The sequence below is a fragment of the Rummeliibacillus sp. NPDC094406 genome, from assembly GCF_044763875.1.
Classification (GTDB): Bacteria; Bacillota; Bacilli; order Bacillales_A; family Planococcaceae; genus Rummeliibacillus.
Genome location: NZ_JBIWGZ010000005.1, coordinates 166406 through 181262, shown reverse-complemented (window position 1 = coordinate 181262; position 14857 = coordinate 166406). Strand labels below are relative to the sequence as shown.

The following is a 14857-nucleotide window of genomic DNA, read 5'->3' as shown; positions in this document are numbered from 1 at the left end:
GATATTTTTACAATAGTTCTTTTCAGAAGTACAAAACGGAAGAGGTATATGCTACAATATCGGTATAATCGCATGAAAGGGATGATGACCTTGTCTAATGTACTCAACAAATTCGTTAACGACAATTTACAACAGCTTCGTGACCAAGGCTTATACAATGAAATCGATCCTGTCGAAGGTGCTAATGGTCCAGTTATTCAAGTTCGTGGTAAGAAACTGATCAACCTATCTTCTAATAACTATCTTGGTTTAGCAACTAATCCTGAATTAAAAGAAATTGCTAAAAAAACAATTGAAACTTACGGCGTAGGTGCAGGTGCAGTTCGTACAATCAACGGTACACTTGATTTACACGTTAAATTAGAAGAAAAATTGGCAGAATTTAAAGGAACTGAAGCTGCGATTTCTTATCAATCTGGCTTCAACTGTAATATGGCAGCTATTTCCGCTGTTATGGATAAAAATGATGCAATTCTTTCTGACCAACTCAATCACGCATCTATTATTGATGGTTGTCGCTTATCAAAAGCGAAAATTATTGCATTTAATCACTCTGATATGGAGGATCTTCGCAAAAAAGCGAAAGAAGCAACTGAATCAGGTCTTTACAATAAAGTTATGGTTATTACGGATGGCGTTTTCTCAATGGATGGTGATATTGCAAAACTCCCTGAAATAGTAGAAATCGCAAAAGAGTTTGACCTTATTACATATGTGGATGACGCACATGGCTCAGGTGTAACAGGTAAAGGGAAAGGTACTGTTAAACATTTTGGTTTACAAAATGAAATTGACTTCCAAATTGGAACTCTATCAAAAGCAATCGGCGTTGTTGGTGGTTATGTAGCGGGTAAGAAAAACCTGATTGATTGGTTAAAAGTCCGTTCACGTCCATTCTTGTTCTCAACAGCTCTACCACCAGGTGATGTAGCTGCGATTACTCGTGCAGTTCAAATGTTAATTGATTCTACAGAACTTTGTGACATACTTTGGGGAAATGGTGACTACCTAAAAGCAGGCTTGAAAAAGCTTGGTTTCAACATCGGCCATTCTGAAACACCGATTACTCCATGTATTATCGGTGATGAAAAACTTACACAACAATTTTCATCTCGTCTAATTGAAGAAGGCGTTTATGCAAAAGCAATCGTCTTCCCAACTGTTCCAAAAGGCACTGGTCGTGTACGTAATATGCCAACTGCTGCTCATACGAAGGAAATGTTAGATGAAGCTTTAGCTATTTATGAAAAAGTAGGGAAAGAGCTTGGGGTTATTTCCTAAACATTGAAATCTGTTTAAGATAAATTGAGTTTACTTCAGAATAAAAAGTTGTGGATAAGGATTTATGTTATCCACAACTTTTATTTTTGCTTATAGCCATTATGTGTATTATGAATTTTTAATAATCGTTAATTTCTTATTCCTTATGAATGTTTTGCTAGTTCAGTAGTTTTTTTAAATAGATTTAGTTTTTCAATGCGCTTTACGGCTTCAGTTAGTCGCTGTTCATCCACTAATAATCCTACTCGTATATAACCTTCACCATATTCTCCAAAGCCATTACCTGCAGCGACAGCCACATCCGCTTTTTCTAATAGTAAATCTGCAAATTGTTGACTTGTATAACCTTCAGGAACAGGAAGCCATGCAAAGAAGGAACCCATTGGTGCTGTTACAGACCAACCAGCTTCGTTGCACGCTTTTATAAGTACGTTTCGTCGATTTTCGTATAGGGCTACTTGCTCTGTAACACAAGTTTGATCTCCGATTAAAGCTTCAACCGCTGCTAATTGCAAGGCTGGAAATAGGCTGACAAAGAGATGATCTTGTATAAGGTTTAAAGCTTCAATTATCTGTGCATTACCAACTGCAAAACCTACTCGCCATCCTGCCATATTATAAGTTTTAGATAATGTGTAAACCTCAATGCCGACTTCTTTTGCCCCTTCAGTTTGGAGGAAGCTAACTGGCTTTTTACCTTCAAAACCAATTGCACCGTAAGCAAAATCTTGTAGAATTGCTATATCGTTTTCTTTTGCCAGTTTGACTGTTTCTTGGTAGAACTCTTTTGTAGCAATACCGCCTGTTGGGTTATTGGGATAGTTTAAATACATTAATTTTGCACATTTTTTTATATCTTCAGAAAGCTTTTTGTAGTCTGGAAGGAAATCATTTTCTGCTAAAAGTGGCATTGTTTCAAATTGGACATCTGCTAATGTCACACCCGATAAATAATCAGGGTAGCCAGGGTCTGGGAGTAGCATTGTATCTCCATGGTTTAATAGAGCAAGAGGTAATTCAACGAGACCAGCTTTTGCACCGAAAAGAATGGATACTTCTGTTTCAGGGTCAATGTCCACATCGTACTCTCGTTTATAAAAGTGAGCGACAGCTTCCTTTAGTTCAGGTAATCCGCGGAAAGGTGAATATTTATGCAGTTGCGGATTGGCGGTTGCTTCTTGCATTGCTTTTACGATATGTGCTGGTGTAGGCTGATCTGGATTTCCTTGTCCTAGATTAATTACATCTCTTCCTTCTGCAACGGCGTCACTTACTTGTTTAACGAGGTGTGCAAAGAATTGTTTCGGTAAATTTTTTAGTTTTGTTGATAACTCCATAAATATTTCCCTCCAATTGATAATTAAAAGTGCTAAGTCCATGTACTATACATTTGAATTAGATATCGCTAGAATAGAAGAAAATGAATTTTCTGAATTTAAAAATGATTTAGTGAAAATAGTATAACCTTTTTAAGAAAATGTCTATAGGTGGTGCAAAAATGAAGATAGGATGTATTCAATTAAACGTAGCTTTTGGAGATGTTGAAAAAAATTTTACAAGGGCAGAAGCGTTTATTCGAGAAGCGGCTAGTAAAGGAGCAGAGCTCGTTATTTTACCTGAAATGTGGAATACGGGCTATGCATTAGAAAAATTAGAGGAATTAGCAGATGTGAATGGTGAGAGAACGAAGAAATTCCTTCAAGCATTAGCTTCAGAGCTACATATTCATATTGTAGGTGGTTCAGTAGCAACGAAAAAAGTAGACGGATTCTTCAATACAATGTATACAGTGAATCTCCATGGCGAAATAGTTGGCGAGTATGACAAAGCACATTTATTCCGCTTAATGGATGAACACTTACATCTATCTGCGGGTGAGGGGCAAAATAATTTTGAATTGGGAGATTTGCAAGCTGCTGGAGTGATTTGTTATGATATTCGTTTCCCAGAATGGCTTCGTCTTCATGCGTTAAACGGCGCGAAAGTTATATTTGTATCGGCCCAATGGCCAACCCCGAGAATCGATCACTGGAAAGTATTATTGCAGGCACGTGCCATTGAGAATCAATGCTTCATAGTTGCAATTAACCGTATTAGCAATAAAGTAGAAAACTTTAATGGTCAATCAATGGTGATTGAACCATGGGGCGAAGTACTGTGGACAGGTAACGAAGATGAAGAACTTTCCATAGTCGATGTTGATTTCTCGAAAGTGGATGAGGTACGTAAGAAGATTCCAGTGTATGATGATCGACGTCCAGAATTGTATAAGGATATTTTGAAATAAATTCATTGACCCATTTTACTATATCTTAGTAGAGTGGGTTTTTATTTTTAATGAAGTCACATCAAGAAAGAAGATAAAGATTCCTAAATTGGAGACGTCAATTTCACAGGACGTAGATACAATTTAAAATTTCGTGGATTGATTTCCTAAAAACGTAGATAGCCCCTATAAAAATCTCCATCATAGCAATAAAGCCATTCTAAAAACCTTCTCAAAGCAACATATATATAACATAGGTCATATAAAAAATTACTTCACAGGATACTTATAACAAAAACATTGTCGTTTATTGGTAAAGTACGACTTCCTACTTGTCATCTCACTTATCTCATTTTAAAATAAGAACAAATGTTCCTTATGGAGGTGTGCTGTGCTGTATGAAAATCTGCCGAGAAGGTCGGTTATGTGTGTAGATATGCGATGTTTTTATGCTAGCTGTATGGCATCGTGGGCTCATTTAGATGTTGAAAAAGAGGCGATTGCAGTTGTAGGAAACTTTCAGCAAAAAGGGAGTATTGTTCTAGCTGCTTCTCCAATTATGAAGCAACGATTTCAAGTGAAAACAGGAACACGACTATATGAAATACCGAAGCATCCAGATATTCATTTATTTGAACCGAAGATGGAATATTTTGTTCGTATGTCGGTTGAAATTACCAAGCTATTGAATAGTTATGTACCGAAGGAAGCTATTCATGTATATAGCATTGACGAAAGTTTTGTCGACCTTACTGGTACCGAAAAACTGTGGGGAGATCCAGTAGAAACAGCACACCAAATTCAAGATGAACTTTATCGACAATTTGAAATTACAAGTACAGTTGGCATGGGACCGAATATGCTGTTAGCAAAACTTGCACTCGATTTAGATGCGAAAAAAACAGGCTTTGCCAAATGGGATTATGAAGACGTGGAAAAAAAACTGTGGCCAGTTACACCTTTATCGAAGATGTGGGGAATTGGACATCGAACAGAACGAACGCTTAATAATATGGGGATTTTCTCTGTTGGTGATTTAGCTCATGCTGATTTAGCAACACTCGAAAAGCATTTCGGTATTATGGGCAATCAGCTATACTATCATGCTCGGGGCGTCGATTTATCAAAAGTAGGTGAAGCACCACTGATAGAAGGTCAAATTAGTTATGGAAAAAGTCAAATATTGATGCGAGATTACAACACCAAAAAGGAAGTGTTAGCGGTTCTTCTTGAAATGTGTGAGGATGTGGCAAGAAGAGCACGGGAAGCTTATAAAGTAGGACGTACCATTACACTGGGAATTTCTTATAGCAAAAATGCCTTTGGAGGAGGTTTCCAACGTTCGCGCACAATTGATGAAGCAACCAACGATACAATGGTCATTTATCGTGTTTGCCAACAAATATTAAATGAACAATACAATGAACGTCCTGTACGGCAAATTAGTATCAGTATTACAAAACTAGAATCAGAAAATTCCATGCAGCTCAGCTTTTTTGATGCAACTCGTTGGAGGCGTCGTAAACTTGGTGCCACGATGGACCAGCTTCGCACTAACTATGGTTCTTCAGCAGTATTACGGGCTGTATCTTATACAGACGCAGGCACGGCGATTAAGCGCTCCAAATTACTCGGCGGACATAAAAAATAGAAACTGTATATTTATGCATCTGGAAAACAAACGGATTATGCATCTAAGTGAATGTAATATGCAAAAAGGGAAGTTAGTGTGGATAACTCAGCTGTGGATAACTGAAAACAGGGGAAAGATCTTTAGCATAGGCTCTGTTATAGGATATTGTTGATTATTTAATGAATCTTACTAGAACGGAAAGCGTCCACGATGAAAGCAAAACTGATGAAATATCAACAGTATTGTTAAACAAAGCCTTAGCATAAAATTATGCAGACCAAATGAATTTGTAAAGGAGATATCAGCTTGATACGTGATCGAGGGAATATAAAGTGGACTGCGATGATGCTACCAGAACATGTGCAAAGGCTAAGAATTTGGCAACAGGAGACACAGCAGATTGCAAAACCTGCATTTGATGAATGGACATTGCAAGCATTAGAAGAAGAACTAATGCAAGCTTATTACGGCAAGAAAGAAGTATTACTAGAAGTTTGGCATCAGCGAGCAAGTACTCAAAATAGAGGTGTCATTACGGAACTCAAAGGCGAAGAAAAAAAGCTTTGTTTATACGACACCACACAACGTACAAATAATTGGATTGATGTAGAAGTCATTCTCCATATAAAGGTTCTTGCATAAAATGAAAAATAAAGATATTTTAAAATAGTTGATTTTTTCTAAAAATTCATTGACAAATGACGTAAAAGGAAATAATATGATTATCATAAACTTACAACTTAATAAATGGAATTTATCAAGAGCGACTGAGGGATAGGCCCTGTGAAGTCCAGCAACCCCCGTTAGGGAAGGTGCTAATTCCTACAGAATTTAATTCTGAAAGATAAATGAACGTCGATTATAAGATACATCTTTCAGTTGAGAGATGTATCTTTTTTAGTAAAAATACATAGTTTGTCGATAGGAATAATTGAATTTTTTTGCAATAGTAATTTAACGAGGAATAGAGGGATGTATATGCTGGAAATACAAAATGTATCGAAAGTTTACAAAGTAAAAAGGAAAACGGTAACCGGTGTAGATCATGTTTCTTTGACAATTGGAGATGGAGAGATATTTGGTATTGTTGGTTACTCTGGGGCAGGAAAAAGTTCCTTATTACGCTGTATTAATTTATTGGAACAACCAACGGATGGTCGGATATTAATTGATGGACAAGATTTAACAAAGTTAAAAGGCGAACAGCTTCGCCAAGCACGTTTGAAAATCGGTATGATCTTCCAGCATTTTTATTTAATTAGCCAAAAAACAGTTGGAGAAAATATTGAATTTGCATTGAAAGCTGCGAAAACACCGAAGGAAGAACGAAATAAACGAGTTGAAGAATTACTTAATATGGTGGGGTTGGCAGATAAAAAAGATGTATTTCCAGCGCAGCTAAGTGGAGGGCAAAAGCAACGTGTAGGTATCGCAAGAGCGCTAGCAAATAACCCTTCAGTATTACTTTGTGATGAGGCCACATCAGCACTTGATCCAACGACAACAACATCCATTTTACGATTATTGAAGAAAATTAATCGTGAGCTGGGCATTACGATTATTCTTATAACGCATGAAATGGATGTTGTGAAAGAAATTTGTGATCGTATGGCCATTATGCAGGACGGTAAAGTGATTGAAGAAGGCTCTGTTTATGACATCTTCGCAAATCCAGAAAAGCCATTAACACAAGAATTCATTAGCAGTGTTGTATCATTTGACATTCCACAGGTGATTATACAAAACGTCAAAGGGCAGGTTGTAAAGATCTTGTTCAAGGGTGATGTAGCAGGTGAGGGCGTTATTTCAGATATGCTTCAGCAATTCGAGGTACAAGGGAACTTCCTTCATGGCACAATCGAATATATTCAAGAAAGACCGCTTGGCATTTTCCTCATGGAGCTGAACGGACGAGTAGAAGATATAAACCGTTCGATTTCCTATATGGAAAGTCGAGGAGTAACAGTGGAGGTGTTAGACTATGTTATTTGATCCAAGTCATTTTGCTGAAATGTTACCAGATATTTGGAAAGCGTTTGGTCAAACACTTCAAATGGTGGGAATTTCTTTAGCGATTGCATTAATCATTGGTTTGCCACTCGGATTATTATTATTCATTACAAGTAAAGGATTATTTTCTACCAGCAAGCCAGGGTTACTGGGTAATCGGTTCGTTAATATAGTTGTTGGTTTTATCGTCAACCTCATTCGTTCGATTCCATACATCATCCTTTTAGTAGCACTATTCCCACTTACAAAGATAATTGTTGGCGATACGATTGGTCCAATCGCAGCAAGTGTTTCTCTATCTGTTGCAGCGATACCATTTTTCGCGAGACTTGTTGAAACATCTCTTCGTGAAATTGATAAAGGCGTCATCGAAGCGTCCATTGCTGTTGGAGCAACACGCTGGATGATTATTAAAGACGTATTACTTCCTGAAGCAAAATCAGGAGTCATTCAAGGAATTACAATGACGATTATTAGTTTAGTAGCATACTCAGCGATGGCTGGAATTATCGGCGGAGGTGGTATCGGTGACTTAGCAATCCGTTTTGGTTATTACCGATATGACAACACGATCATGATTGCAACAGTCGTTATTTTAATTGTGATCGTCCAAATCATTCAATTAGCGGGCGATGCAATAGCAAAAGCAGTAGATAAAAGATAAATAGGAGGTTTTACAATGAAGAAAATTTTACTCGGATTATTAACTTTAGTATTAGCAACAACTTTAGCTGCATGTGGTGGTGGAGATAAAGCAAAAAAGGACACAGATAAGGCTACAGAAACAAAAAATATTAAAATTGGTGCAACAGCGGGTCCATACAGTGATATGTTGAAAAAAGCAATCGTTCCTGGACTTGAGAAAAAAGGTTATAAAGTTGAAGTAGTAGAATTTAGTGACTATATTCAACCAAACAAAGCGTTAGATTCAGGTGCTATTGATGCAAACTTATTTCAACACTCAGTGTATCTAGAAAACTTCAACAAAGAAAACGGTACAAAATTAAAACCATTAATCATCGTACCAACTGCACCAATGGGCTTCTTCTCTAAAAAATACAAAACAGTAGATGATATCAAAAATGGTTCAACAGTAGCAATCGCAAATGACCCATCAAATGAAGCGCGTACATTGAAGTCTTTACAAGAGCAAGGGCTAATTAAAATTAACGATAAAATCGATCAATTAAAAGCTTCAACAAAAGACATTAGAGAAAACCCTAAAAACTTAAAATTCCAAGAAATTGAAGCAGCTGGTTTGCCACGTGCTGTTGAAAGTGCAGATCTTGTCGGGGTACCAGGTAACTTCGCATTAGCAGCAGGTATGAATTTACAAGATGCTGTATTCCTTGAAAACATGCCAGATCAATTCCGTAATGTCGTAGCAGTACGTGAAGCAGATGAAAAATCTCAATTGTCTAAAGATATAATCGAAGTAGTAAAATCTGCTGAATTTGAAAAAACAATCGACTCAGACTTCAAAGGATTCGGCAAGCCTGACTGGATGAAAAATAAATAAATTTCAGGGGAATACAATTTAGTTATTATAAAAGTATTAGCAACAAGCTTTTTTCTACAAATATAAAGGACCACCTCAAACTGGAGTGGCCCTTTTTGTATACACAAATATTGAAATATCTCTACTTCAGTTTTGCCTCCATCTCCTGAAAACTATGGGTGAGTAAGTATTTTTGAATACCTCGCGCTTGTTTAATGGCTTTTGTGGAGTAGTGTTTGAAATTTTCCTCATCCTGCCTTTTAAATGAGATCAAACTTTCAATCGAAGATGACATCCATTTTTGCGTTAGCTTAGGCAGTAGAGCTTCTGCTTGTTCAAAATTTCCTAAGTACGCTTCGCTGTGAGCGATCATGTAACTATGGAAAGGTTCTTTTGCAATTTGCTTTGCTTCAGATAAAGCTTGGTCATAATTATTCTCAAGAATAGCGAGTAGGGCTGCGTAGTTATGTTTTACATAAGGTTGCTTATAGGTAATGATAATTTTGTGTAGAGCCGCTTTTTGCTCGGCTTTGGATTGATTGGCGATGGCATATGGATAGGCATATAGAGCTTTGTGTTTATTTACCTCAAGGAAACGTTCTACTTTTTTTAGATTATTGGTCCATAATAATGCGTTGAAGTGAGGATACATGGTGAATAAAAAAACATAAAGAAAAAGTAAGATGAAAATTTGCCATTTAGGAACATCCATCAGCAATAAAAAAGTGCAAGCAATAATTGCGAATAAATATATAAGCGTTAATTTCCATAACTGCATCAATTTCACTCCTTTTTGCCTATTATAAACAAAATTTTCAGAAAAGTCTTTTTCGGCATATGTACATTGATAGGAAACAAATATTGTGTTTTTAAAAAATACATTATATAATCTATCTAACGGAAAACGTTGGTGAAACGTTGAAAATAGGTTAATAAATGTACTTTCCATAAATACAATTGTATTTATATAAAATATGTACACTCCAAAAACACATATGTAACTGACTAGAGGAGGAAATAAAATGAAGAAAATCATGATTACTGGTGCGTGCGGTCAAATCGGTTCAGAGTTAGTAGCGAAACTGCGCGATGAATATGGCAAAGAAAATGTATTAGCAACAGATATAAGAGAAGTTTCAATGCAAGCAGGACCTTTTGAAGTACTTGATGTCATGGATGCACAGCGTATGCACGATATTGCTAAAGACTTTGGTGCAGATACAATGATGCATATGGCAGCATTGTTATCAGCAACTGCTGAAGCAAAACCACTATTTGCTTGGAATTTAAACATGGGTGGTCTTGTCAATGCATTAGAAGTCTCTCGTGAATTAGGCTTGCAATTCTTTACTCCAAGTTCTATCGGTGCATTTGGGCCATCAACTCCAAAACACAATACACCACAAGACACATTACAACGCCCAACAACGATGTACGGTGTGAACAAAGTAGCTGGTGAATTATTATGTGATTACTACCATACCCGCTTTGGATTAGATACACGCGGCGTTCGTTTCCCCGGCTTAATCTCAAACGTTACACCTCCAGGTGGTGGTACGACAGACTATGCAGTGGATATTTATTATAAAGCTGTACAGGAAGGGAAATATACATCTTATATTGCGAAAGGTTCATATATGGATATGATGTATATGCCAGATGCCTTGCAAGCAATTGTTGATTTAATGGAAGCAAACCCAGAAAAATTAATCCATCGCAATGCATTCAACGTAACAGCAATGAGCTTTGAACCTGAAGAAATTGCAGCGACTATTCGAAAACAAATGCCAGACTTCCAAATGGATTATGATGTAGATCCAGTTCGCCAAGCTATTGCAGACAGCTGGCCAGATTCAATTGATGCAAGTGCCGCAAAAGAAGAATGGGGATTTAAAGCAAAATACGATTTAGATGCTATGACAATCGATATGTTAAAAAAGTTGGAAAAAAAAATTAGTCATTCAGCATAAAGCGAAAATTCAATCAGTAATAGCCACCAACACATGGATACTAGATTGTACAATCAAAAAGAGCGCTCTATAAGCCTAATTTAAAGGCTTACAGAGTGCTCTTATTTTTTGTTAAGAGGGAATAAATCTATTTATTGTAAACCTTTAGCAATTATAATAAGCTTTCCTTTGTCTAATTCCTTCTCTGCAGCAGCTGCTTCTTCTTTACTTAAGCCAATAGCTTGCATTTGACTACGGAGTTCATCACCACGAGAAACTACATAATTTTTCATCGTATTAAAAAATCCTTGATCTTTCATATTAACTTCAGCTGTATCTAATGCATCTGTAATATCATCTTCTCTTTCTTGGAAATGAGCGAAAATATAAATATTATCTCGGTTGTAACCTTGTGACTCTAATTTTGCAATTTGATCTCTTGCTTGTAATGCATTTTCCACGGGAATATTGTTAATCATTTCAATCTCCTCCTATTTGGACTCTACTTATGGTATTCCCAAAAATAAAAAGATTAAACGTTCATCTTTCTTTGTGTAAAAAGTAATACCTTTTTATAGTAATCATTCATAATTTTGAACGAAAAATCATAAATAATAATTAGGTTGATAGAACCTTTTATAGCAATATTTGATTCGATGAATAACCAATGTTGATGAAGAAGTCACTACTGAGCAAAGTTTTGTATTACAGTAGGTAGCCTAAATGCTTTGAAGTAGTACTTATACAAACAAAGGGGGTTGGTTAAGTATGATGCAAACACCATTAGTATTAACAGATTTTATAAAGAGGGCAGAGCGTTATTTTCCAAAGAAATTAATTATTTCAAGAACGGCTGAGAATACGATCCATCGTATAACTTACAAAGAGTTCGGGAAACGTACTAGAAAGTTAGCCGCAGCTTTAACGAAACTTGGTATGAAGCGAGGAACAAAAGTAGGATCTTTTGCATGGAATCATCATCGACATCTAGAGGCCTATTTTGCTGTTCCTTGTGCAGGAGCTGTCTTGCATATGATCAATATTCGACTATCACCTGAACATATTATTTATATTATCAATCATGCAGAAGATGAAATTCTATTGATTGATGGAGATTTATTCCCATTAGTTGAGAAAGCGATTCCATTGTTGAAATCTGTTAAACATATTGTTGTAATGCAGGATGGTCTAGAACTACCTGAAACAGAATTAGAAAATGTTTATTCATATGAGCAATTACTAGCGGAGGCAGGAGAGGATTACGAGTTCCCAGAAGATTTAGATGAGAATATGCCAGCTGGGATGTGCTATACAAGTGCAACTACAGGATTCCCAAAAGGAGTTGTTTATACTCATCGAAGTTTAGTGCTTCATAGTATAGCGCTTGGGTTAGCAGATTCGCTTGGGCTTCGTGAAAATGATGTAGCAATGCCTGTTGTGCCAATGTTCCATGTCAATGCATGGGGAATGCCTTTTGCAGCAGTTAATTTTGGGGCAACGCAAGTGTTACCGGGACCAATGTTTACACCTGCATTGTTACTCGATTTAATTGAACAGGAAAAAGTAACATTGACAGCAGGTGTACCAACCATTTGGCTAGGAGCTTTAAAAGAACAAGAAGAAAAACAAAGAGATCTTTCTTCATTGCGTGCAATTATTTGTGGCGGATCTGCATCACCGAAAGGTTTAATTCAAGCTTTTGAAGAAAAATATAAAGTTCCTTTTATCGTTGGTTATGGAATGACAGAAACAACACCAGTTGTGAGTTTATCAACCTATACTTCTGAAATGGAGCAATGGCCAAAAGAGAAAAAGCTGGATATTCGTGCAACACAAGGTTTAACAGTATCCTTAGTTGAAACAAGAATTGTGAATGAAAATGGGGAAGTTCCTTGGGATGGCAAAACAATGGGAGAGTTAACAATCAAAGGACCATGGATTGCAGATGAATATTATAAAGATGAAAGAACGGCAGAAGCATTTAAAGATGGATGGCTATATACAGGCGATATTGCTGTGATGACGCCAGAGGGCTATATTAAAATAACTGACCGAGTTAAAGACTTGATTAAAAGTGGTGGAGAATGGATCTCTTCTGTTGATTTAGAAAATGCATTAATGACACATGAAGGTGTGTTCGAAGCAGCGGTTATTGCAGTGCCAGATGAAAAATGGCAAGAAAGACCACTCGCTTGTGTTGTTTTGAAAGAAGGAAGCAGAGCCACGAAAGAAGAATTACTTACTTATTTGGAAGGTCAATTTGCAAAATGGTGGGTGCCAGACGATGTTGTATTCCTTAAAGAAATTCCAAAGACGTCTGTCGGTAAATTCTTGAAGGCAAAACTTCGCGAAGATATAAAGGAACAAAAATTATAATTTGTTTAAATAAAGCAGTCGCCTGACTCAGTAGGACTACGGAGCTTTGACGACTGCTTTTTATTTCTAAACCTTTTCTGATCTTATACGTACTTTACCATTCCAAGAGAAGTTTGTTACTATTCGAAGGATAATCTCTAAAGGACCACGTTTGAACTTTTTTAAATAGAGTGTACTGATATAGCCTTGGATAGCAATAATTATTATTCCAAGAATAATGCTATTGAATGTACCAAAGTTCTCAAACCAGCCGAAACCATAGCCATAAAATAAAGTTGTACAAATAATGGTTTGCATAATGTAATTTGTTAAAGATAATTTACCAATACTCTCGAATCCTCGGAAAAGGAAATGAGAAGAATGTTTCGTATATAGATGGGAAAAAGCAGCGATATAGCCAAGCGCAAGAATCGGACCACCAATGATTAATCCTATACCTGACCAATTACTATTTTCCATTAAATGTCCCCAAGCCTTCAATGCAACCCCAACGGGTATTAACAAAACCCATTTTTTGTAAGTTGCGAGAAGCTTATGGGGATCAGAAAATAGATTAAGTTTAGCAGCCGCCATTCCAAGTAGAAATAGGGGGGCAGATAAAATAGGCGTAATCATCAAGATGAAGAATATAATAACGGGATTTTCATCAAGCATACCAGATAAGGGATCTTCCTCATTATTACGAAAATCATAAATTTGGCTATAAGATCCATCACCATAAATAAGTTTAGATTTTTCAATATAGTCACTTGTTAGTTGCGTATCCAAATTTGTTTCTTCTAATTGGCCATAACCAAATGGTATTGTTAATACGAAAGAGATGATCGCCCAAATAATTAATGTTTTTGGTTTTCTCTTTATGAAGAACAATAAGAGAAATCCAAATAGACCATAGAAAGTTAAAATATCTCCTTCCCAAAGAAAAGCAGAATGTAATAACCCCATTGTCAAAAGCATAAGAAATCGACGAACTAAAAACCATCTGGAATGATAACCGCGATTATGTAAAGATTCTACTAATTTTATGAGAGAAAAACCGAAAAGAAATGTAAAAATAGGAAGAAAAGTTTCTTCTATAAATATTTGTATAAATTTATAGGAACCGTAATCGAAATTGGATAAATCGAAATGATTAATTTCATCTTTCCCGAAGATTCCATATTGAAATATAAGCATATTAGCTAGAAGAATTCCAAGTAAACTAAAACCTCTTAAACTATCAATTAAATGAATCCTTGCTGTTTGCATAGCGTAACTCCTTTAACGTTTCATTTATTATCAGATAAAGAAAAAAGCATTTCCATGTTGATTTTAACATGAAAATACTTTTCTTGAATTTTATAGAAAAAAATCAATCTTCAATTAATTTCTTGAAATTGATGCGCTTATTTAATGCAGTCATTAAAGGAATACTTACAGCCATAACTGCAAATTCGCCGGCAGCACAAAAAAGCCATGTTAATAGAAATGGAAGCTTAGAAAGAAGATGTATTTCTATAGCTATGATGAACATTGTAAAAGTAAATACGACCGTATTGAAAATCATACGTGTTAGCTGTCCTTTAATAAAGCGAGCAGAGAAAATAGTAAGTCCAAGTGCAAGAATTGATTGCCCTACACCAAATACTAAATCATACGTACCATATGGTGAGAAGAACAGATTCGTGATAAATACACCAATTACGATGCCAATCATATATTTTTTGTTGAAAACAACAAGGTGGTTGAACATTTCTGATATACGAAATTGCACATTAGTAAAGCTAATAGGTGCAATAAGGATTGAAACCGCAATGTAAAGAGCAGCAATAATTGCGCTGACAGTTAAAGATTTTGTCTTCATT

14 protein-coding genes and 1 riboswitch are annotated in these 14857 nt (G+C 36.2%); of the genes, 9 read left to right on the top strand and 5 right to left on the bottom strand.

All coding sequences use genetic code 11. The features are described 5' to 3' along the window. Nucleotides 1-81: 81 nt before the first annotated feature. On the top strand, nt 82-1281 hold the full coding sequence (locus ACIQ4I_RS14660) for a glycine C-acetyltransferase (protein WP_403097430.1): 1200 nt from the start codon (nt 82-84) through the stop codon (nt 1279-1281). A gap of 143 nt (nt 1282-1424) precedes the next feature. Here ACIQ4I_RS14660 and ACIQ4I_RS14655 read toward each other — a convergent pair whose 3' ends face one another. Then, nucleotides 1425-2618, bottom strand: a complete 1194-nt coding sequence (locus ACIQ4I_RS14655; RefSeq protein ID WP_403097192.1) for a pyridoxal phosphate-dependent aminotransferase — start codon at nt 2616-2618, stop codon at nt 1425-1427. A 161-nt stretch (nt 2619-2779) separates the two neighbouring features. Between ACIQ4I_RS14655 and ACIQ4I_RS14650 the strand changes: the two genes are divergently transcribed. The 6 genes from ACIQ4I_RS14650 (at nt 2780) to ACIQ4I_RS14625 (ending at nt 8709) form a co-directional block, all read left to right on the top strand. Continuing rightward, on the top strand, nt 2780-3568 hold the full coding sequence (locus ACIQ4I_RS14650) for a carbon-nitrogen family hydrolase (protein ID WP_403097189.1): 789 nt from the start codon (nt 2780-2782) through the stop codon (nt 3566-3568). A gap of 373 nt (nt 3569-3941) precedes the next feature. Continuing rightward, entirely contained in the window at nt 3942-5198 is a 1257-nt protein-coding gene (locus ACIQ4I_RS14645) for a Y-family DNA polymerase (RefSeq protein WP_403097427.1), read from the top strand. A gap of 288 nt (nt 5199-5486) precedes the next feature. Continuing rightward, nucleotides 5487-5822, top strand: a complete 336-nt coding sequence (locus tag ACIQ4I_RS14640) for a YolD-like family protein (protein WP_403097186.1) — start codon at nt 5487-5489, stop codon at nt 5820-5822. Between the two features lie 109 nt (nt 5823-5931). After that, a riboswitch (SAM riboswitch) is annotated at nt 5932-6031 on the top strand. A 127-nt stretch (nt 6032-6158) separates the two neighbouring features. Further along, nucleotides 6159-7172, top strand: coding sequence for a methionine ABC transporter ATP-binding protein (locus tag ACIQ4I_RS14635; protein ID WP_403097183.1), 1014 nt, complete (start codon nt 6159-6161; stop codon nt 7170-7172). Beyond that, nucleotides 7162-7854: a methionine ABC transporter permease gene (locus ACIQ4I_RS14630; protein WP_403097181.1), complete on the top strand. Its 693-nt coding sequence runs from the start codon at nt 7162-7164 to the stop codon at nt 7852-7854. Before ACIQ4I_RS14635 ends, ACIQ4I_RS14630 begins: the two co-directional genes overlap by 11 nt. Nucleotides 7855-7869: 15 nt before the next feature. Further along, entirely contained in the window at nt 7870-8709 is an 840-nt protein-coding gene (locus ACIQ4I_RS14625) for a MetQ/NlpA family ABC transporter substrate-binding protein (RefSeq protein ID WP_403097178.1), read from the top strand. Between the two features lie 121 nt (nt 8710-8830). Here ACIQ4I_RS14625 and ACIQ4I_RS14620 read toward each other — a convergent pair whose 3' ends face one another. After that, nucleotides 8831-9466, bottom strand: coding sequence for a hypothetical protein (locus ACIQ4I_RS14620; RefSeq protein ID WP_403097175.1), 636 nt, complete (start codon nt 9464-9466; stop codon nt 8831-8833). A 244-nt stretch (nt 9467-9710) separates the two neighbouring features. Between ACIQ4I_RS14620 and ACIQ4I_RS14615 the strand changes: the two genes are divergently transcribed. Continuing rightward, a complete protein-coding gene (locus ACIQ4I_RS14615; protein WP_403097172.1) occupies nt 9711-10658 on the top strand; it encodes an L-threonine 3-dehydrogenase in 948 nt (315 codons plus the stop codon). A gap of 131 nt (nt 10659-10789) precedes the next feature. Here the strand turns inward: ACIQ4I_RS14615 and ACIQ4I_RS14610 are convergent, their stop codons facing one another. Next, nucleotides 10790-11116, bottom strand: coding sequence for a YflT domain-containing protein (locus ACIQ4I_RS14610; RefSeq protein ID WP_403097170.1), 327 nt, complete (start codon nt 11114-11116; stop codon nt 10790-10792). A gap of 289 nt (nt 11117-11405) precedes the next feature. Here ACIQ4I_RS14610 and ACIQ4I_RS14605 point away from each other — a divergent pair, with 289 nt between their 5' ends. Then, a complete protein-coding gene (locus ACIQ4I_RS14605) occupies nt 11406-13013 on the top strand; it encodes a long-chain fatty acid--CoA ligase (protein ID WP_403097167.1) in 1608 nt (535 codons plus the stop codon). A 66-nt stretch (nt 13014-13079) separates the two neighbouring features. Here the strand turns inward: ACIQ4I_RS14605 and ACIQ4I_RS14600 are convergent, their stop codons facing one another. Together ACIQ4I_RS14600 and ACIQ4I_RS14595 are read right to left on the bottom strand one after the other, a co-directional pair. Further along, the gene (locus ACIQ4I_RS14600; RefSeq protein WP_403097165.1) at nt 13080-14261 is read right to left on the bottom strand and encodes a DUF418 domain-containing protein; all 1182 of its coding nucleotides are present in this window, start codon (nt 14259-14261) and stop codon (nt 13080-13082) included. A 103-nt stretch (nt 14262-14364) separates the two neighbouring features. After that, the gene (locus ACIQ4I_RS14595; protein WP_403097162.1) at nt 14365-14856 is read right to left on the bottom strand and encodes a QueT transporter family protein; all 492 of its coding nucleotides are present in this window, start codon (nt 14854-14856) and stop codon (nt 14365-14367) included. Between the last annotated feature and the right edge of the window lies 1 nt (nt 14857).

What these genes read in the sequence shown, in the direction of transcription:
- ACIQ4I_RS14650 (WP_403097189.1), top strand. Translation starts at nt 2,780, where the DNA reads ATGAAGATAGGATGTATTCAATTAAACGTAGCTTTTGGAGATGTTGAA.
- ACIQ4I_RS14615 (WP_403097172.1), top strand. Translation starts at nt 9,711, where the DNA reads ATGAAGAAAATCATGATTACTGGTGCGTGCGGTCAAATCGGTTCAGAG.
- ACIQ4I_RS14605 (WP_403097167.1), top strand. Translation starts at nt 11,406, where the DNA reads ATGATGCAAACACCATTAGTATTAACAGATTTTATAAAGAGGGCAGAG.
- ACIQ4I_RS14610 (WP_403097170.1), bottom strand. Translation starts at nt 11,116, where the DNA reads ATGATTAACAATATTCCCGTGGAAAATGCATTACAAGCAAGAGATCAA.
- ACIQ4I_RS14625 (WP_403097178.1), top strand. Translation starts at nt 7,870, where the DNA reads ATGAAGAAAATTTTACTCGGATTATTAACTTTAGTATTAGCAACAACT.
- ACIQ4I_RS14660 (WP_403097430.1), top strand. Translation starts at nt 82, where the DNA reads ATGATGACCTTGTCTAATGTACTCAACAAATTCGTTAACGACAATTTA.
- ACIQ4I_RS14655 (WP_403097192.1), bottom strand. Translation starts at nt 2,618, where the DNA reads ATGGAGTTATCAACAAAACTAAAAAATTTACCGAAACAATTCTTTGCA.
- ACIQ4I_RS14635 (WP_403097183.1), top strand. Translation starts at nt 6,159, where the DNA reads ATGCTGGAAATACAAAATGTATCGAAAGTTTACAAAGTAAAAAGGAAA.
- ACIQ4I_RS14595 (WP_403097162.1), bottom strand. Translation starts at nt 14,856, where the DNA reads ATGAAGACAAAATCTTTAACTGTCAGCGCAATTATTGCTGCTCTTTAC.
- ACIQ4I_RS14630 (WP_403097181.1), top strand. Translation starts at nt 7,162, where the DNA reads ATGTTATTTGATCCAAGTCATTTTGCTGAAATGTTACCAGATATTTGG.
- ACIQ4I_RS14620 (WP_403097175.1), bottom strand. Translation starts at nt 9,466, where the DNA reads ATGCAGTTATGGAAATTAACGCTTATATATTTATTCGCAATTATTGCT.
- ACIQ4I_RS14600 (WP_403097165.1), bottom strand. Translation starts at nt 14,261, where the DNA reads ATGCAAACAGCAAGGATTCATTTAATTGATAGTTTAAGAGGTTTTAGT.